General features: G+C 66.3%; 15 protein-coding genes. 4 read left to right on the top strand and 11 right to left on the bottom strand.

All coding sequences use genetic code 11. From position 1 onward, the window contains the following. Positions 1–36: 36 nt before the first annotated feature. The gene (locus LNV28_RS08715; protein ID WP_263518580.1) at positions 37–462 is read right to left on the bottom strand and encodes an Lrp/AsnC family transcriptional regulator; all 426 of its coding nucleotides are present in this window, start codon (positions 460–462) and stop codon (positions 37–39) included. Between the two features lie 291 nt (positions 463–753). Here LNV28_RS08715 and ocd point away from each other — a divergent pair, with 291 nt between their 5' ends. Continuing rightward, positions 754–1818: an ornithine cyclodeaminase gene (ocd, locus tag LNV28_RS08720; protein WP_263518582.1), complete on the top strand. Its 1065-nt coding sequence runs from the start codon at positions 754–756 to the stop codon at positions 1816–1818. A 9-nt stretch (positions 1819–1827) separates the two neighbouring features. On the opposite strand, the gene LNV28_RS08725 is transcribed toward ocd, so the two are convergent. After that, positions 1828–3042, bottom strand: a complete 1215-nt coding sequence (locus LNV28_RS08725) for a tetratricopeptide repeat protein (protein ID WP_263518583.1) — start codon at positions 3040–3042, stop codon at positions 1828–1830. 113 nt (positions 3043–3155) lie between these two features. Next, entirely contained in the window at positions 3156–3620 is a 465-nt protein-coding gene (locus LNV28_RS08730; protein WP_263518585.1) for an HIT family protein, read from the bottom strand. Between the two features lie 63 nt (positions 3621–3683). Here LNV28_RS08730 and LNV28_RS08735 point away from each other — a divergent pair, with 63 nt between their 5' ends. Then, complete coding sequence (locus tag LNV28_RS08735; protein WP_263518586.1) at positions 3684–4697, top strand: Bug family tripartite tricarboxylate transporter substrate binding protein; 1014 nt, start codon at positions 3684–3686, stop codon at positions 4695–4697. On the opposite strand, the gene LNV28_RS08740 is transcribed toward LNV28_RS08735, so the two are convergent. Beyond that, positions 4669–8397, bottom strand: a complete 3729-nt coding sequence (locus LNV28_RS08740; protein ID WP_263518588.1) for an ATP-binding protein — start codon at positions 8395–8397, stop codon at positions 4669–4671. The two genes, LNV28_RS08735 and LNV28_RS08740, sit on opposite strands and share 29 nt — an antisense overlap. Positions 8398–8513: 116 nt before the next feature. Then, positions 8514–12458 carry a DUF3683 domain-containing protein gene (locus tag LNV28_RS08745; protein WP_411969932.1) on the bottom strand — a complete coding sequence of 1315 codons (3945 nt, stop codon included), beginning with the start codon at positions 12456–12458 and terminating at the stop codon, positions 8514–8516. 326 nt (positions 12459–12784) lie between these two features. Here LNV28_RS08745 and ugpQ point away from each other — a divergent pair, with 326 nt between their 5' ends. Then, a complete protein-coding gene (gene ugpQ, locus LNV28_RS08750; protein ID WP_263518589.1) occupies positions 12785–13540 on the top strand; it encodes a glycerophosphodiester phosphodiesterase in 756 nt (251 codons plus the stop codon). Between the two features lie 186 nt (positions 13541–13726). Here ugpQ and LNV28_RS08755 read toward each other — a convergent pair whose 3' ends face one another. The 4 genes from LNV28_RS08755 to LNV28_RS08765 all read right to left on the bottom strand — a co-directional run bounded on the left by LNV28_RS08755 (position 13727) and on the right by LNV28_RS08765 (position 16166). After that, positions 13727–14122, bottom strand: a complete 396-nt coding sequence (locus LNV28_RS08755; RefSeq protein ID WP_263518591.1) for a thiol-disulfide oxidoreductase DCC family protein — start codon at positions 14120–14122, stop codon at positions 13727–13729. After that, the gene (locus LNV28_RS08760; protein WP_263518593.1) at positions 14119–15381 is read right to left on the bottom strand and encodes an FAD-binding domain-containing protein; all 1263 of its coding nucleotides are present in this window, start codon (positions 15379–15381) and stop codon (positions 14119–14121) included. Before LNV28_RS08760 ends, LNV28_RS08755 begins: the two co-directional genes overlap by 4 nt. Before the next feature lie 94 nt (positions 15382–15475). Next, positions 15476–15649, bottom strand: a complete 174-nt coding sequence (locus LNV28_RS25175) for a GNAT family N-acetyltransferase (RefSeq protein ID WP_263518595.1) — start codon at positions 15647–15649, stop codon at positions 15476–15478. Between the two features lie 64 nt (positions 15650–15713). Next, positions 15714–16166, bottom strand: a complete 453-nt coding sequence (locus LNV28_RS08765) for a hypothetical protein (RefSeq protein ID WP_263518597.1) — start codon at positions 16164–16166, stop codon at positions 15714–15716. A 119-nt stretch (positions 16167–16285) separates the two neighbouring features. On the opposite strand from LNV28_RS08765, the gene LNV28_RS08770 reads away from it, so the two are divergent. Continuing rightward, the gene (locus LNV28_RS08770; protein WP_263518599.1) at positions 16286–16789 is read left to right on the top strand and encodes a hypothetical protein; all 504 of its coding nucleotides are present in this window, start codon (positions 16286–16288) and stop codon (positions 16787–16789) included. Between the two features lie 70 nt (positions 16790–16859). On the opposite strand, the gene LNV28_RS08775 is transcribed toward LNV28_RS08770, so the two are convergent. Continuing rightward, positions 16860–17453: a GNAT family N-acetyltransferase gene (locus LNV28_RS08775; protein ID WP_263518601.1), complete on the bottom strand. Its 594-nt coding sequence runs from the start codon at positions 17451–17453 to the stop codon at positions 16860–16862. Next, positions 17450–18841: an MFS transporter gene (locus tag LNV28_RS08780; protein WP_263518602.1), complete on the bottom strand. Its 1392-nt coding sequence runs from the start codon at positions 18839–18841 to the stop codon at positions 17450–17452. Before LNV28_RS08780 ends, LNV28_RS08775 begins: the two co-directional genes overlap by 4 nt. Between the last annotated feature and the right edge of the window lie 235 nt (positions 18842–19076).

Here is a 19076-nt window from a genome sequence, read left to right on the forward strand (position 1 = left end):
TCAGGACAGCTGCCAATGTACATGGCCGGCGCGCCATCACGCCGCTTTGTAGGTCTGCAAATGGATGCTTGTTTCGGTGGCTCCGATGCCCTTGATCAGGCGCACCCGCTCCAGCACATCGGCCAGCTCCGCCAGGGTGGCCGCGCGCAATTCGGCCAGCAGATCCCAGCGGCCGTTGGTGTCGAACAGGCCCGACACCCCCGGCTCACCCAGCAGGATGCTGATCACCTCGCGGGTCTTGTTGCCCTCCACGGCGATGCTCATCCAGGCGCAGATCTCATTGGGTGTGACGTCAGGCCGCAAACGCACCGTGTAGCCGACGATGACGCCGGCGTCTTCTAGCTTGGCGATGCGGTTGGTGACGGTGCCGCGCGAGACCTTGAGCTTGGCCGCCAGGGTGGCCACGGTGGCGCGGGCGTCCAGGCGCAGCAAGGCCATCAGTTGTTGGTCGAGGGTGTCCATTGGGGGGGAAGATGAATCGTGAATCGTGAATCGTGAATCGTGAGTCGTGAGTCGTGAGTCGTGAGTCGTGAGTCGTGAGTCGTGAATGGTCGATTCGTAAGCACTCAGCCGGTATTCACCATTCACCATTCGCCATTCACGAATCACCCTTTTTGATCTCATCAAATTGCCATTTCGCCAATCGACTCTACCAAAATGACAAATTCCCATCACTAATTGATCAATTCTTGCTCTTCTCGCTAGCAGCGAGCTTGGGAAGAATCCATGGCAACAGAACAACGGAGACTTCCCATGACCACTTTGCTGAACACGCAAGACGTCGCCCGAATGGCCCAGACCCTCGGCATGGCCGAGTTTTTCAAGCGCATGGTCGGCTATCTCGAAGCCGACTACCTGCGCTGGAACGAGTTCGACAAATGCGCCCGCGTGGCCAGCCACTCCGACGACGGCGTGATCGAGCTGATGCCCATCGCCGACGCCAGCCTCTACAGCTTCAAGTACGTCAACGGCCACCCCAAGAACACCCGCGCCGGCCTGCCCACCGTCATGGCCGTGGGCTTGCTGGCGGACGTGGCCACCGGCCGGCCCGAGCTGCTCAGCGAACTGACCCTGACCACCGCCATCCGCACCGCCGCCACCTCGGTGATGGCCGCCAAGCAGCTGGCACGCAAGAACGCCCGCAGCATGGCCTTGATCGGCAATGGCGCGCAAAGCGAATTCCAGGCCCTGGCCTTCCACCACCTGCTGGGCATCAGCGAGATCCGCCTCTATGACATCGACCCGGCCGCCACCGCCAAGCTGCAGCGCCACCTGAGCGCCCTGCCCGGCCTGCGCCTGATTGCGTGCAAGAGCACCGCCGAGGCCGTGCGCGGCGCCGACATCGTCACCACCGTGACCGCTGACAAGACCAACGCCACCATCCTGACGCCCGAGATGATCGAGCCCGGCATGCACATCAACGGTGTCGGCGGCGACTGCCCCGGCAAGACCGAGATGCACCGCGGTGTGCTGGAAGCCTCCAAGGTCTTCGTCGAGTTCGAGCCGCAATCGCGCATCGAGGGCGATCTGCAGCAAATGCCGGCCGAGTTCCCGGTCATCGAGTTCTGGCGCGTGCTCAAGGGCCTGAGCGCCGGCCGCGACAGCGAAGCACAGATCACCTTCTTCGACTCCGTCGGCTTTGCCCTGGAGGACTTCTCGGCCCTGCGCCTGCTGCGCGATCTGGCGCGCGAGCTGGGCCTGGGCCAGGATGTCAGCCTGATCCCGCAGATGGCCGACCCCAAGGACTTGTTTGGCCAGTTGGGTCTCGCGACGGCGGCGGCTCCGGTGGCAGTACAAGCGGTGCAAGCGGCCGCTTGACCCCGCGTTTCAGGGCAGGCCGAGCTTGAACCAGGACTCACCGTCCGGCATGCGCAGCCGGGCGCCGGCTTCCGGCTCGCTGCGCAGGCGCTGAATCTCCGCCTCCAGGCGTTGGCGATCGGCGGCCGCCAGGGCCGCCAAAATCATGGGCGCCAGACCCTGAGTTTGGGTCGCGGCTTCCAGGCTGGCCTGCTGGCGCGCCAGCTGCCGGGCCCGGAGCTGCCGCCCGGCCTGCTCCGCCGCCTCGGCCTGGCCCAGGCCACGACAGACCCGCTCGAGCATACGGTAGGCCGGCAAGGCGACGACATCGCGCACGCGCAGATTCGCCGGCTCGAACAAGGCGCTCAGCAGTTGCAAGGCCTGATCCAGATCACCGCGGCTTTCAGCCATCAAAGCCAATTCCAGCTGCACCGGCCGGCGCACCGCGTGCCAGCCCTGAGCGCTGGCCTCGACCACACAGTCCTCGAACAAGGCCTGGGCCTCGGCCAAGCGCTGGCTGCGACGCCAGCAGCGTGCTTGATTGGCCTGCCACATGCAGACCATATAGCGCCCAGGCACCTGCGGCAGCCACAGCTCGGCCCTTGCCGGCAGGCCACGCGCGCGCGCCAAGACCGCATCGGCCAGCTCGCTCAAGCCCATGTCCTGGTAGGCGTCATACAGGGTACAGAGCAGATGCATGGCATTGGACGTGCGGCGCAGCTGCTCAAGTGGCGGGCTGCTATCGTCGCTGTGTTCCAGGGCCTCGAACATGAAACGCTCGGCAGCCACGCCGTCGCCCATGCTCAGATAGGCCATGGCCACCCGTTCCAGGGCCTGCGCCGCCGTCATGCGCTGGCCCAGGGCCAGGGCGTCCTGCAGCGCCACATGGGCGGCGCGCAAGGCCTGCTCCGGCATGGCCAAGTTGGCGTGGGCGAAGGACATCTTGATCATCAGCTCGGCACGCTCGGCCGAGGCCTGGTCCACCGACAGCAGATCGAGCATGGCCGCGCTGTCCTGCAGCAGCTCGCTGAAGCGGTCCAGCCGGGTCAGGCAATCACCGCGCAGCTGGTAGATGCGGCGTGCCAGCGGCCGCAGGCTGGCCGAGCCAGCGGCTTCGAGTGAGTCCAGCAAGCCGCGCGTGAGGCTGAGCACGGCCTCATAGGCTTCGGCCGCCAACAAGGCCTCGGCCTGACTCAAACTCTCTTCGATCGCCGCAGGCGATCCCGATTCCAATTCCAATGCCATGGCAGGCCCCAAATCTCGTGGTCCTACACCCTGCCCTGCTTCTTATGGCTTGGCAGTTTAGGCGCCACAGCCGCTGCTGGACATGGGGGCAAACCGGGGCTGACAGCGGCGACTCAGTCCGGCAGGGCGCGCAGAGCGGCCAACACCGCCTCGTCCAACGCCGGCAAGGCCTGCGCCAGCGCGGCCAGCTGGGCCCCGTCGGCCGGGCGCTGGGCGGCTGCCCAGATCGGCGCCGGGAAATGGCTGTCCCAGTCGAAACGGGCGATCACATGCCAGTGCAAGTGCGGCACCACATTGCCCAAGGTGGCCAGATTGACCTTGCGCGGCTGCAGCTGCTCGCGCAAGGCGCGCTCGACTGCGATGACAGCGTCCATGCATGCCGTGCGATCTGCGGCCTCAAGATCGCTGAATTCGGCCACATGCGCCTGCCAAATGACGCGGTAAAAGGCCGGAAAATCGGCGTCCAAAACCCGCACCACGCGGTAGCGAGGGCGCTGCAGCAGCAGCTGAACGCCCGCTTCGGGCAGTGCATGAACAGGGTCACGGCACAAAGGGCAATCACTGAGACAAAGCGACATAAGAGCGAGCCCGGGCTGACTAAGATGCGCCGACTGTAGCAATGCCTGCGAGGAGCACGCCCGATGACATCACACCCACAAGATCCCTTGCCGGCTCGGCGTAACTGGCTGCGCCGCCTGGGCCTGCTCGGTCTGCTGAGCCTGGCCGCTAGTGCCCAGGCAGAGAGCGGCAACGCGGCGGCCTGGCCGAACCGCTCAATCAAGTGGATCGTGGCCTACCCAGCCGGTGGCGGCTCCGACTTCCTGGCCCGCCAGCTGGCACCGCAGCTGAGCAAGCAGCTCGGCCAGCAGATCCTGATCGACAACCGCCCCGGTGCCGGCGGTGGCATCGGCACCGACGCGGCCGCCAAATCAGCCCCCGATGGCTACACCTGGCTCAGCGGCGACAACGGCGCCATGGTGTTCAACAGCGCCATGTACAAAAAGCTGCCCTATGCCACCAGCGACTTCCAGGCCGTGGGCCTGATGGCGCGATTCCCCTTGCTCCTGGTGGTGAACCCGCAGGCTGGCTTCAGCAGCGTCGGCCAATGGCTGTCGGATGTGAAGAAGAACCCCGGCAAGTTCAGCTATGCCTCACCCGGCGTGGGCAGCCCGCACCACCTGGCCATGGAATTGTTGAAGGAGCGCAGCGGCAGCTTCATCGTCCACGTGCCCTACCGCGGCACCGTCAACGCGGTGCAAGACCTGTTGGCCGGTGTCGTGCCCATGGCCATCCTCGACACCGCTGCCGGCCTTCCGCAAATCCGCGCCGGCAAACTGCGCGCCCTGGCCGTGCTGAGCAGCAAACGCGTGGCCCAGCTGCCCGATGTGCCGACATTCGAGGAACTGGGGCTCAAGGGCGTCGATGTGTCGGCCTGGCAAGGCATGTTCCTGCCCCGAGGCACGCCCGAGGCAGTGAACCAGAAGCTCAGTGCCGAATTGCAGAAGGCCTTGATGGTGCCCGAGCTGAAGGCCAGGCTGGAGGAGTTTGGCCTGGAGGTGACGCCCGGAGACGCCGCCAGCCTGAGCCGCTTTGTGCAGCAGGAGACTCAGGGCTGGCACGCGCTGATCAAGGAGCGTCGCTTGGCGGCGGAATAGCGGTCGTGCTTGGAGCGGCTTGGGCGGAGGCATGCAGCGCGGCCAGCCGTTGGGCCAGGTCCAGCAGCCAGTCCGGGTCATTGGCCAGGGCCACCATCAGACGCGGCGCCCAGCCGGGCTCGGGTGCCTGGCCTTGCTTGAGACAGGCCTCGCCTTCCGCAGCCAAGGCCGCCAAAGCGTCGGCGCCCAGGGTGGCGGCCAGGCCTTTCAAGCTGTGCACGGCCAATTCGGCCTCGGCCAGCTGGCCTTGATCGAGCAATTCCGCCAGCTGCGCCGGCAGGGCTGCGGCCTTGCCGTGAAAGCTGCTGACCAAGCGCAGATAGAGCGGCGCCTTGCCCATGAAACGGTCCATCAGGGCCTGGGCATCCAGCCCCCAGGCCAGGGCATGCTGCTGCAGCTCCGACGGCAGCAGCAGGCGGATGAACTGGGGTTCAGCCTCGGCCTCGGTCTCTTCGCGGCTCTCTGGCGCTTCGACCGCCGGTGCGGCGCGGCCGCACCAATGCAGCAGCTTGGCACTGAGCTCACTCATCTCGAAAGGCTTGCCGACATGGTCATTCATGCCGCACACCCGGCAGGCCTCTCGGTCGGAGTCCATGGCATTGGCTGTCATGGCAATGATGGGTAGCTCGCTCAAACCCAGACCAGCGGGCGCTTGGGCACGAATCAAGCGGGTGGCCGCGTAGCCGTCCATCACCGGCATCTGCAGGTCCATCAACACGGCGTCAAATTCCGGCGCGTCCGCGGGCTGGGCGCGCAATCGGTCCAGGGCCAGTTGGCCGTTGACGGCCAGGGTGACCGAGGCCCCGGCCGCACTCAAGAGCTCCATGGCCACTTGCTGGTTCAAGTCGTTGTCCTCGACCAGCAGCAGGCGCAAGCCCTGCAGTCCATGGGCACTGGCCGGCTGCAGCGTCTGCGCGCTCAGCGTCTGCGCATCGGCCACGGGCAGAGACAATTCGAAGGCAAAGCAACTGCCCTCGCCGACACGGCTGTGCAGGCTCAGCTCGCCGCCCATCAGCTGCACCAAACGGCGGCAGATCGACAGGCCCAGACCCGTGCCGCCGAAGCGCCGAGTGGTCGAGGCCTCGGCCTGCGAAAAGCCTTCAAAGATGCCTTGCTGGTGCTCGGGGGCGATGCCGATGCCGCTGTCCTGCACACCGAAATACAGACGGGCCAGACCCGCATTCAGCTCCAGCAGGCGGATTTCCAAACGCACCTCGCCGCGCTCGGTGAACTTCAGTGCATTGCTGAGCAGATTGATCAAGACCTGCTGCAGTCGCAGGGCATCGCCGAGCAAGACCGGTGGCACCGCCGCATCGACCTGCCAGCACAAGGCCACCGCCTTGGCACCTGCCTGGGCCGAGATGATGGCGGACAGCTCGGCCAGCAGCTGAGCGAGCGCGAAAGGCTGCGGCTCCAGCACCATCTTGTTCGCTTCGATCTTGGAGAAGTCCAGGATGTCGTTGATCAGACCCAACAAGGAGCGGGCCGCACCCGAAGCCTTGCCGGCGTAGTCAAGCTGGCGCGCATCGAGCTCGGTGTTCTGCAGCAACTGCAGCATGCCCAGCACGGCATTCATGGGCGTGCGAATCTCATGGCTCATATGGGCCAGGAATTGACTTTTGGCAGCGGTGGCCGCTTCCAGCTGACGGTAGGCCCGGGCATTGTCCAGGGCGATGGCGCCATAGCCGCACAAGGCTTGCATGATGGAGCGCTCGCGCTCGCCATAGGCGTGCACATGCGGTGACTGCACCGACATCACACCCAGCAGCCGCTCGCCTGACAGCAGCGGAAAGAACATCAAGCTCAAGGTGTCGAGTGTGCCGGGGATCGGGCTGCCGGCCTCGTCGCGGGCGGGTAGATCGATCAGCACCGGCTCACGCTCGCGAGCACAACGCGCGAAGGACGAATCGAGCGCATCGAGACTCACTTCGTGCGTGGGCAACACCGTGCCGTTCTCGACCCCGAACACCAGGCGCAAGCTGCGCTGCGTCTCATCCAACAAGCAGACACCGAAAAAACTGGCATCGAGCAAGCGATGGACATGGCGATGCAGGGAGGCGAACACCGCATCGGCATCGAGGCAGGCCGTGATCTCGCGGCCGATATGGCCGAGCGCCTCCAGCATCTGGCTGGTCTCCAGTAGGGCCTGAGCGCGCCGCGCCTCGGTCTGGGCCAGCTGCCGCTGCAGCTCGGCCTCGGCATGGGCACGCTGGGTGTCCTGGCGCACCTGCAGGGCGATGGCCCGGTTGCGCCCCTCGGTGACGAGGCGGCTGTCGCGCGCCTGGCCTGCGGCCACTGCATGCTGATAGGCCAGGCGATGTTCGCCGGCCTCGGCGCAGGCGCGAGCCAGTTCGTCGAGCAACTCGCTCGGCATGGAGAAACCGGCGATGGTGGCCGCCGCTGCCTGAGCCTGCTGCAAAAAATGCAGGCAGGCGCTGGCCGCGCGCATGCCAGGTGGCGCAGGCAGCGAGTGGCTGCGGTGCAGCTCGGCCATCACGCGCAAGACCTTGATCTGCTCCTCGACATTGCCCTGTTCGCAGACCAGGCTCAGGGCCGCCTGGATCTTGTGCAGGGCCTGTTCGGGGCGGCCGAGGCGACCCAGGGCATCGGCCTGGCCGCGCCAGCTGCGCAGCTGGGCGATCGGCTCGCCCAGGGCGGCCGCGCAGGCCTCGGCGCGCTCGAACTGCTGCAAGGCGTCGGCCGCGTCGCCCAGGTCTAGCTGCAGCTCGCCCAAGGCCTGCAGCACCATCGCATAGTTGGCCGAGCCGGTCAGGCCGCTCATGACCGGCAAGGCCGCCAGCAGGTTCTCGCGTGCATCGCCAAGCCGCCCGAGCAAGCGCAGCACATGGCCGATCTGGGTCAGGGCCAGGCCCAGCATGGCCGGCCAGCCACAGGCACGCGCCAGTTGCAGAGCACGCTCGTCCCATTCCAGGGCGGCATCCAGATCACCGAGGCTGGCGAAGGAATCGGCGCCATTGCTGGCCGAGAGCACGGCGAAGCGCAGCTGACCGGTCGCTTGCGCGGCCTCGTAAGCCTGCATGAAATGGCCGATCGAAGCGCCCAGCTCGCCGGTGTAGCCGGCCACGACGGCGCGCACACTGGCCAAGCCGGCCAGCACGCCCGGCCCATGCTCACCCTGCAGTTCCTCGGTCTGCGCCAGGCTTTGGCCGGCGGCGCGCGCATCGCGGAAGGCCGCGAACAAGAGGCGGCGCGCCAAGACCACGGCCAGTCGCTGGGGATCGCCGGCGGCACGGCAATCGGCCAGGCATTGTTCGAGCAGCTCATCGCGCTCGCGCGGCCGGCCGGCATCGCTGCATATCGAAACATGGAGGCTGCGGGCATCCGCCATGCCAGCCCGGTCCGCGGCCGCCTCAAAGGCCGCCAACGCGCGAAGCAGGCCTTGCTCGGCGGGCTGCGGCCGGGCGAACAGCCAGTGGACTTCAGCCTCGACCAGATCGAGCCGCGCCGCAATGCGCAAGCGCGCCGCTTCGGGCATAGGCAAGGCGGCCAGCAGTTGCCGGGCCTGCTGCGCCAGCTCCAGCGCACGGGCGCTGTGGCGTTGGCGCAGATGCCAGGCCAGGAGCAGCTGCAGCTGCAAGCGCGCCGCCGAGCCCGCCTCGGCCTGAGGCAGTGCGGCCTCCCAGACAGCCACCTCGCTGTTGAGCGCAAACAGTTCGACCGAGGGCTGGAGTTCCGTCACAAGAAATGCACTGCCTGAACGGGGGTGGAGCACCCATTCCAACACAGCGCCCAGACGGCAGCGCTCAAATAAAGCGCCTTCCTGGGTCTTTCTCAGCCGGTCAGTGCTTTGTCAGCTCAGACCAGAACGCGCTCAATGCCGCCGTTATTGGCCTTGGCCACATATTCCGGCAACCAATTCTCGCCGAGGATCTGACGCGCCATCTCGACGACGATGTAGTCGGCCTCCAGCAGACCGTTCTGCAGGTCACCACCATAGCGTGACAGCCCTTGCAGGCAGCTCGGGCAGCTGGTCAGGATTTTGAGGTTCTCGGCCGCCGCGACCTTGCCGCTCTCGCGCAGATTCGTCTCGGTCTTGCGCAGCTCTTCTTCCTTGCGGAAGCGGATCTGGGTCGAGATGTCCGGCCGGGTCACGCCCAGGGTGCCGCTCTCGCCGCAGCAGCGCTTGCTTTCGACCACGTTGTCACCGACCAAGGCCTTGACCGTCTTCATCGGCTCCTGCAGCTTCATCGGTGTGTGGCAGGGGTCGTGGTAGAGGTAACTCTTGTCGCTGCCGAGCGTGATGCCCTTCTCCAGCAGGTACTCGTGGATGTCGATGATGCGGCAGCCGGGGAAGATCTCCTCGAACTTGTAGCCCTGCAGCTGGTCATAGCAGGTGCCACAAGAAACCACCACGGTCTTGATGTCCAGGTAGTTCAGGGTGTTGGCCACGCGGTGGAAGAGCACCCGGTTGTCGGTGATCATCTTCTCGGCCTTGTCGAATTGGCCCGAGCCGCGCTGCGGATAGCCGCAGCACAGATAACCCGGAGGCAGCACGGTCTGCACGCCGGCATGCCAGAGCATGGCCTGCGTCGCCAGGCCGACCTGGCTGAACAGACGCTCGGAGCCGCAGCCGGGGAAATAAAACACGGCTTCCGTCTCGGCCGTGGTGACGGCCGAGTTGCGGATGATGGGCACGTAGTCCTTGTCCTCGATATCCAGGAGCGCCCGCGCCGTCTTCTTGGGCAGGCCACCGGGCAGCTTTTTGTTGATGAAGTGGATGACCTGTTCCTTGATCGGCGCCGGGCCCAAGGTGGCGCGCGGCGCGGCGGTCTGCTTCTTGGCAAAGGTCTTCAGCACATCGTGCGCCAGGCGCTGGGCCTTGAAGCCCACACCCACCATGGCGGCCCGGGCCATCTTGATGGTCTCGGGGTTGGTGGCGTTGAGCATGAACATGGCCGCGGCATTGCCGGGGCGGAAGCTCTTCTGACCCATCTTGCGCAAGAGGTTGCGCATATTCATGGTCACATCGCCGAAGTCGATCTTGACCGGGCAGGGGTTGGCGCATTTGTGGCACACCGTGCAGTGGTCGGCCACATCCTCGAACTCTTCCCAATGCTTGATCGAGATGCCGCGGCGGGTTTGCTCTTCGTACAAGAAAGCCTCGACCAGCAGCGAGGTGGCCAGGATCTTGTTGCGCGGTGAATAGAGCAGATTGGCGCGCGGCACATGGGTGGCGCAGACCGGCTTGCATTTGCCGCAGCGCAGGCAGTCCTTGATCGAGTCGCTGATGGCGCCGATATCGCTCTGCTGCATGATCAGCGACTCATGCCCCATCAGGCCGAAGCTGGGCGTGTAGGCATTGGTCAGATCGGCAAAAGTACCGTGGGTGGACGCATTCGGACGCAGCAGCTTGCCCTTGTTGAAGCGGCCTTCCGGGTCGACGCGCAGCTTGTAGTCGGCGAAATCGGCCAATTCCTCATCGCTGAGGAACTCCAGCTTGGTGATGCCGATGCCATGCTCGCCCGAGATCACGCCGTCCAGGCTACGCGCCAGCTTCATGATGCGGCCGACCGCCTCATGCGCCGTCTGCAGCATCTCGTAGTTGTCGGAGTTGACGGGGATGTTGGTGTGCACATTGCCGTCGCCGGCATGCATGTGCAGGGCCACCCAGACCCGGCCGCGCAGCACCTCCTGGTGGATGCGCTTGCATTCCTCCAGGATCTGCGCGAAAGCCGCGCCGCTGAAGATGCCTTGCAGCGGCTTGAAGATCTGCGTCTTCCAGGACGCACGCAGGCTGTGGTCTTGCAGCTGGTCGAAGTAACTGCCAGCCTCCTCGGGCCTTGCAAGATCCAGCTCATCCTTCCACAGCTGCCACTGCGCGCCCACCTCGGCCAGCAGCGCCAGGGCCTGCTGAACGCGGTCGCCGAGCAGCTCAGCGCTGGGGATTTCGCCGGCGTCATCGCTCTTGCCCAGGGGCAGCTTGGCGCTACCGAACAGCTGCTGCAGCGCGCCGACCAAGGCCAGCTTGTTGCGCAGAGAGAGCTCGATATTGATGCGCTCGATGCCCAGGGTGTACTCGCCCATGCGCGGCAGCGGGATCACCACATCCTCGTTCACCTTGAAGGCATTGGTGTGCTTGGAGATGGCGGCTGTGCGCTTGCGGTCCAGCCAGAATTTCTTGCGCGCATCGGCGCTGATGGCGACAAAGCCTTCGCCGTTGCGGCTGTTGGCTAGGCGCACCACTTCTGAGGTGGCTCGGGCCACGGCGTCGGCATCCTCGCCGACGATGTCGCCGACCAGCACCATCTTGGGCAAGCCGTTGGACGAAGCACCGGCTGCATGGGCGCGCTTGCTCTTGGTCGAGTAGCCGACGGCCTTGAGGTAGCGATCATCCAGATGCTCCAGGCCGGCCAGGATGGCGCCGCCCGGGCGGGCCGCCTCGGCGAACATGAAGTCGCGGATCTCGACGATGGAGGGCACGCAGTCCTTGGGGTTGCCGAAGAACTCCAGGCAGACCGTGCGCACATGGGCCGGCATTTTGTGCACGACCCAGCGGGCGCTGGTGATCAGGCCGTCGCAGCCCTCTTTCTGGATGCCGGGCAGGCCGGCCAGGAATTTGTCGGTGACATCCTTGCCCAGGCCTTCCTTGCGGAAGGTGCGGCCCGGGATGTCGAGCCGCTCGGTGCGCTCCAGCTTCTTGCCGGTCGCGTCGAAGTAGCGCAGCTCGAAACTGGCCGTCTCCACATCATGGATCTTGCCCATATTGTGGTTGAGGCGGGTCACCTCCAGCCATTTGGCTTCGGGCGTGACCATGCGCCAGCTGGCCAAGTTATCGAGCGCCGTACCCCAGAGCACGGCCTTCTTGCCGCCGGCATTCATGGCCACATTGCCGCCGACGCAGGAAGCCTCGGCACTGGTCGGGTCTACAGCGAAGACAAAGCCATGCTGCTCGGCCAGGTCGGCGACGCGCTGCGTCACCACGCCGGCCTCGCTCCAGATGGTGGCCACCTCGCGGTCCATGCCGGGCAGGGTCAGCATCTCGACGCCGCGCAAGCCTTCGAGCTTTTCGGTGTTGATGACCGCGCTGTTCCAGACCAGGGGCACGGCGCCGCCGGTGTAGCCGGTGCCACCGCCGCGCGGAATGATGGTCAGGCCCAGCTCCACGCAGCCTTTGACCAGCTGGGCCATCTCGGCCTCGCTGTCCGGGGTCAGCACGACGAAGGGGTACTCGACACGCCAGTCGGTCGCGTCGGTGACATGGGAGACGCGCGACAGGCCGTCGAACTTGATGTTGTCGCGCGCCGTGGTCTTGCCCAGCAGCCGGGTCGTGCGGCGGCGCAGCTCGGCCACCACCTCGAACTGGCCGGCGAACTGACGCACCGCAGCCTGGGCCGCGGCCAGCAGCTGGCCGACATCGGCATCGCGCTGCGGATCAGTGCCCGGGTCGCGGCGGCGCTCCACTTCACCCAGGCGGTGCTGCAAGGCCTCGATCAACTGGCCGCGTCGTTTCGGGTTGTCAAGCAGGTCGTCTTGCAGATAGGGGTTGCGCTGCACCACCCAGATGTCGCCGAGCACCTCGTAAAGCATGCGGGCCGAGCGGCCGGTGCGGCGCTCCTCGCGCAGCTTGTCCAGCAAGGCCCAGGCCGGCTCGCCGAGCAGGCGGATGACGATTTCCCGGTCGGAGAAAGAGGTGTAGTTGTAGGGGATCTCGCGCAGGCGGGGCGACGCTGCATGAGCCGCATCGGCAGCGGCGTTCGGGGCAGCGGGATCTTGGAGCATCAGCGGATGCGGTGCATTCATGGCGGCCAGGTGCGGGCAACACACCCATGGTTGGCTGCGGCCTGGCCCCTCGGGCTCTGGCGCCCGAAAAGCCCAGCCGCAAGGCTGGGAAATTGGCTGGAACGAACGGACCCAGGGCAGCAACGGGCTTGTGGCCCAGGCCTGTCATGGCCGGCCCTGCGCCACACCGGCAACCGCCGGCGGATCGCGCGGCCGGGCCTTGCGCGCTCGGGCCGTGATCGTACCGCAGCGCAGCATTTGCCCTGGCCTCTGGCGACGATTGGCCTTGCATCTGGAGCGCTCTCTCCAGGGCTAATATGGCGCCGCCCTCAGCTGAAGCCGCCGCCATGAACATCTCGTCCACGCCCACCTGGCCCCTGCCCTTCTGGATCGCCCACCGCGGCGCCGGCAAGCTGGCGCCCGAGAACACCCTGGCCGCCTTCCGCCTCGGCGCCGCCCATGGCTACCGGGCCTTTGAATGCGATGTGAAGCTGAGCCAGGACGGCGTTCCCTTCCTGCTGCACGACAGCAGCCTGCGCCGCACCAGCACGGGCTCCGGCCTGGCCAGCGCGCAGAGCTGGTCGGACCTGAGCCGCCTGGACGCCGGCAGCTGGCACAGCCGCGCTTACGCGGGCGAGCCTCCGGCCAGCCTGGAGGCCGTGGCCCGTTTCGTCCAGGCCAACCGCTTCGGCCTCAATCTGGAACTCAAACCGACGCCGGGTCAGGAGCGCCTGACCGGCCAGGTCGTGGGCCGCGAAGTGCTGCGGCTTTGGGGCGGTGCGGAGGCGCACTTGCCCCTGTTCAGCTCTTTCGAGCCCGTCGCCCTGGAAGGCGCTCGCGAGACCGCCCCCGGCGTGCCACGCGGCCTCTTGCTCGACAACCCGCGCGAAAGCTGGCTTGCCGAGGCACAAAGCCTGGGCTGCGTGGCCGTCATCACCCACTACCGCCTGATGGACGCGGCGCGCGTGCAAGCCATCCACGCGGCCGGCATGAAAGCCCTGATCTACACCGCCAACGATGAATCGGTCGTGGCCTGGCTTCGCGCCAATGGCGTGGACGGCATCATCACCGACGCGGTGGACCGCTTCGCGCCCGGCGACTGAGCTCATCCCAGGCACCAGATGGCGCCCGTCATTCGCGGAGAAACATGGCACGCAGAGGCCGCAGGGAAACGCGGAGCACGCAGAGACAGCCAAGGTTCAGGCAGATCCTCTGCGAGCTCTGCGTCCCTCGGCTGCTTGCTCCGCGTCCGTGTTCCGGATTTTGTTTCTCAAGAGCTCAAGCGCGCCTCAGTCCGGTTTCCAGCGCCGAAATCCCCGCTGCACGGCAGGCCGCACACGCAGGAAGCCCAGGTAAGCCCATTCCATCAGGCGCGCCACACCGGGCAGGCGCCCCAGCCAGGCCAGCCAGCGCCAGCCGGGCAACTTCGCCCACAGAGCCAAGAAGGCCTCAGCGCCACTGAGCAAGCGCCCGTCGGGCAGCTGCACATGAAAGCGCGCCAGCAGCTCCGCCTGTGTGCGCCCCGCCGGCAAGACCTGGCCCGGGTCATTGACATCGGCAAAGCAGACCGGCTGGCCCTCGGCCTGGTCGCGGTAGAGCGCGATCTCGCGCCGGCACAGCGGGCAGGCACCGTCGAAGAGCACGGTCAGCGATTCGCTGGGCTGTTCAGAAGCTTGCGGTTTCATCGGCGAGGTGCTGACAACAAATCATCGGCTGAGGCCAGGCCGCGCGTGCTGCGCGTCCACCAGGCGGAGAAGGAGGCGCAGCCCGGCGACACCTCGGGGAACAGGGTCGGCTCGGGCAGGCACTCGGCCCAGCGCGACAGCCAGGCTTGCAGATGCGGCTCGGCGCGGCAGCGCACCCGGCGCGCGCCGGCCAAGGCTTGGCCCACCACCGCTGCATCGCCCCACCACATCAGCGCACCGAGCTCGGCCATGCGCGCCACGACAAAACGCCAGCGCCGCTCGCTCCAGGGCCAGGCCTCATGGAAATCCTGCAGCCAGAGGCCGATCACCAAGGTGTCCGGCGCCAGATCGGCCGGCAGCTCGCCCAGGTTCCAGGGATGGACCAGCCAGACCTCGCGGTTTTGCACCAAGCTCGCATCGGGCGCACTCACCAGCACGTCCAGTGGCGGCGCCGCGAGCAGGGCCGGAGCCTCGGTCGCATCGGGCCTCGCTGCAGACACCGGATGCAGGGCCGGCAGAGGCTGCCGCGCCAGCTGATCCAGGGCCTCGTAGCTGACATCGATCACCGTACCCGGGCTGTGCCAGGTCAGCGGGGCATAACGCGCCACATTGTCGGCATTGAACAGATAGGGCTTGCGGCTGCCGGTGCCAGCCACCCATTGCCAGCTCAGGTGGTTGCTGGCCAGATCGCCGTCAAGCAAATGGCCGTAGAGCCAATCGGCACCGGTGCGCCAGTGGATCTTGCGCACATGGACCAGATAGCTGGCCAGCCACATGCGCGCATGGTTGTGCAGCATGCCTGACTGGTACAGCGTGCGCACGGCCTGGTCGACCACCGGCACGCCCGTGCAAGCCTGGCGCACATCGGCCGGCAGCTCGCGGGCATAGGCCGCATCGGGCAGCGGGCCTTCGTGCAGGGAGTCAAAAATGGCCTCGCCGCGGTGCTGCCAGACATGGCGAAAGTAAGCGCGCCAACCGAGCTCGAACACCAGCTTGTGCTGCACCTCGAGCGCATGGCGCTGCTGCACGCCCGCCAAGACCTCAGTCAAGCTCACAAAGCCATGGGTGATGTATGGCGATAAGCCCGTGACCGCGCCGTCGAGAGCATTGCGGCTGCGCGCATAGGCCGCCGGGTCAACCGCCGCGATGCGCGCCTGCGCGGCAGCCAGGCTGGGCTCGAAAGCTTGCAGTGCGGTCGGCTCGCCCCCGTAAGCCTGGGAAGGCCGGTGCCAGCTATTGCCTATCGTGTACTCGCTCATGCCCATCCTTGCCGCTGTCGCCTGTGTCCTTGCTGATGATCAACACAACAGCGTCCCAGCATAGGGTCGGGCACGGAGCACCGCTTGGACAGGGCTATTGCGAATGGAATGCTCGGGTGTACTGCATGCCCGGTCGGCCCAGCAGCCGTGGCGTGAAGCCGCCTTTTTCGTAAAAGCCCTGCTTGCCCTCCGCGCAGAAGAGCTGGATGTCGCGGACGCCCTGTTGCAGGCAATGCTGAACCAAGCGATCGAGCAGCTGCGCACCCAAGCCACGCCCCTGCTAGGGCCTGTTAACACGACGCCGATGGGCCGCGAAGGCTCGCCTCAGCGGGTCAGGCTAGGCGCGGCGTGCCGCCCGCACTCGCGTGCGGGCCAGCGCTGCAACGACGCCTGGCCCGCTGAGACGAGCCTTCCCGCAGGGTTGCGGCCAGAAAGACCGCCGGCCGCGTTGCAAATCCTCGCCGGGTATCCAACCCGGCTGCGGTTTGCGCCTTGCCTGCGGCCTTTCTGACCGGCAACGCGGCCCATCGGCGTCGTGTTAACAGGCCCTGAGCCGGCAGCACGATCATCTCGGTGATAAAGGCATGCAAGACACCATCGGAAATCACCCGACCGAAGCCCACCAGCTCCTCACCGGCATAGGCCGCGCACTGTGCCCAGGAACCCGCCAGGGCGCGCGCATAGAACTCGGGCTCACGCTGCACGCCACCGGCCCAGCCGGTGCTGTCGTAGAGGCGCTGAAATTCTGTGGCATCCGGTGCCTCCTGAGTGAATCGAATCTGCATCAGGCCCTCCCTAAAATCCCTCATAAACAAACAGCTCGCTTTCCCTGCCCAAGCCTCGCACCGACCGGCCCGAGAATTCCAACGTCGTTCAATCTGCCGCGCTCTGCGCGCATGACCCCATGAAAACGAAAGCTCCCCTGTATCGCAAGGTCAATACCACCGCGCGCGGCGTGCATCACCGTTTCGGCAGCGACTTTCGCCACTCACGACGACAAGTCAACCAGGGCGACCTTGCAACAGAGGCCGTGCCGATGACGCAAGGCGTTCGCAGGGGCCTGGACTACACGCCTTTGTTTCGCTTTCTGCTCTCACGCGTCGGGCAAGCGTGGGACACCGTATTCAGCGAGGCTGTCGCCAGACTGGATCGCAAAGAGCTGATTTTCTGGATGGTGTCCCTTCATCGCTCTGAGGCCCAAGACTGCATACGAACCGGAGAGGCCAGCTACTTCAGCGGCCTTTGGGTGGATGACGCAGGCGTGCTTCAGTTGGTCAACCCTTCCATGAATGCCAGCAGCCTTGCTCCCTTTTGCGCTTGCTGCACCCACACCTTCAACGGCCACCCGTTTACCCAGCGCTTCGATCTGGAACAGCGGCCTGATCGATCCCTGACGCGGCAACTTTGAAGCCAAGGCAGCCTGAGCTGCGCGAGCAGCGACTCGACTGAAAAAGAGGAGTAGGGGCAGTTCGGCCCTGCTACTGAATCCTCGCGTAGACGCAAGTATTCCTCGGCTCCCCCTGCGGCGACAGGCTGTCGCAGCGCAAGATGCCTTCGAGATCGAAGCCGCAGCGTTCGGCCACCGCGCGGCTGGCGCGGTTGGTCTCGTCCATGCGGATCTCCACGCGGCGGGCGCGCAGTTGCTCGAAAGCCAAGCGGCTCAGGGCCGCCACGGCCTCACTCATGAAGCCCTGGCCCTGAGCGCTGGCGCGCAGCCAGTAGCCGATCTCGAAGCGCCGCACGGTCCAGTCCATGCGGTGCAGGCCGGTGCCGCCGAGCAGGCGACGGCCTTCGGGCGCGCGGTCGTAGATCTGGTAGCAGAGGTCACGGCGAGCGATGAAGTCGGCGCATTGACGGCGCGCCACCGCTTCGGATTCCTCAAAGCTGGGCACCTGCTGTGCCCAGGGCATCCAGGGGCTGAGCAGGCCGATGGACTCGGCCACGGCCACGCTCAGCGCCGGGCCGATGCCGGGCCGCGGTGCGGCCAGCAGCAGGCGCTCGGTGGTGATCGTCTCGGGCACCTCGATCAGGATGGGGTCGGGCACGCTGGGGTCAGGTCTTGCTTCGCTCATTTATTGGGCCCCAAATCCAGCGCCAGGCCGCTGGCACCGGCCACGCCTTGCGGGTTCGCGTCCTCCAGGTCCGCAACCTTGGGCAACTCGCGCACCTCGCGGATGGTGGGGTGGCGCCATGCAATCAGGCTCAGGCAGAGCGCGCCAACGCCTGCGAACAGCAGCGAGGAGCGCAGGCCCACATGCTCACCGAGCCAGCCGCCCAACAAGGCGCCGGGGCCGGCCGGGATCAAGATCAACCAGCGCATGGTGCTGGTCATGCGGCCCAGCATGGGCGCCGGTGTGACGGCCTGGCGCAGGGACAGGAAGTTGATGAAGATCAGCACCGCTCCGACGCCGAACATGAAGAGCATGAAGGCAAAGGCCGCCACGCCCCAGGCATTGGCCGGCATCAGACCCAGCAGCAACCAGCCCAGGCCCGAGCTGGCAATACCCAGCACCAGACAGGGGCCCGGCCCGACCCGCGCGCTGATGCGGTGGCCGAACACACTGGCCAGCACCGTGCCAGCGCCCAGGGCCACATAGCTCAGTCCCACCTCCTGTGCACTCAGCCCCAAACTGCGGGTGGCAAACAAGATCTGCACCACCTGGGCGGCGTTGTAGCAAAGCTGCCAACCGCCCACCGTGCAGGCCAGGCTGACCAGCAAGGCCCGTTCGCGCACGAACTGCACGCCGGCCTTGAGGTCGCGCCAGAAGTCGGCTTCGCCGGCCGGGGCCAACTGCTCCTGCACCTTGATGCCACGCAGAATCAAGGCCGAGAACAGCACCAGCACGGCATCCACCGCCAGGGCCATGGGTGCACCCAGCAGCTTGATCAGCACACCGGCCACGCCAGGCCCGGCCACTTCGGCGCCGCTGGAGGCGAGCGCGTTCTTGGCATGGGCCTCGACCAGGCGGTCGCGGCTGACCACCTGGGTCAGCACAATTTGCGCGGCACTGCCGGCGATGGTGTAGACCGTGCCGAGCACAAAGCCCACCACATACAGCCAGTTCATGGTCAGCCAACCCATCCAGGCCGCCAGCGGCACGGTGGCCACGGCCAGGCCCAGAAAAGCCTCGCCAAAAACGTAGACCGGCAGCTTGCGCACGCGGTCCAACCAGACGCCGCCGGGCAGCGAAAACAGCACAAAGGGCGCGATTTCCATCGAGGTCAGCAAGCCCATCTGTGTGGGGCTGGCATTGAGAAGCACGGCTGCCGTCAGTGGCAGGGCCAGCATCGTGATCTGCCCGCCCAGGGAGCTGATCAGGATGGAGGTCCAGAGCCGGCGGTAGATCGCGTCACGCAGCAGGTCGCCGGGCGGCAGGGTCAGCAGGCGGCGCATTCGCTCGAACAAGAGGCCCGGCCAGAGGCCGGGGCGCGACAGGGACACAAAAAAGCGGGAAGCCATGAGAAACACACTCCGAAACGGTTCCCGGTGTGCTGGCTCCCGCGCGCAGGGCGGGGTCAGGGGCAACACCAGGGCACTCCGCCAAGGTGGCGAAACGCGGGAAACAAGCGAGAGAAGACAGAACAGGGTGAGCTTGAAGCGAAGAAGCAGGCCGGCAAATCAAAGGCACGGCGACTCACCGAGGGGGAGGAGAAAACCGAAGCAGCGCCGCGTCAATGCGGGCAGTCGGCGGCAG

The sequence above is a fragment of the Paucibacter sp. DJ2R-2 genome (assembly GCF_025717675.1).
In the GTDB taxonomy this organism is placed as follows: Bacteria; Pseudomonadota; Gammaproteobacteria; order Burkholderiales; family Burkholderiaceae_C; genus Paucibacter_A.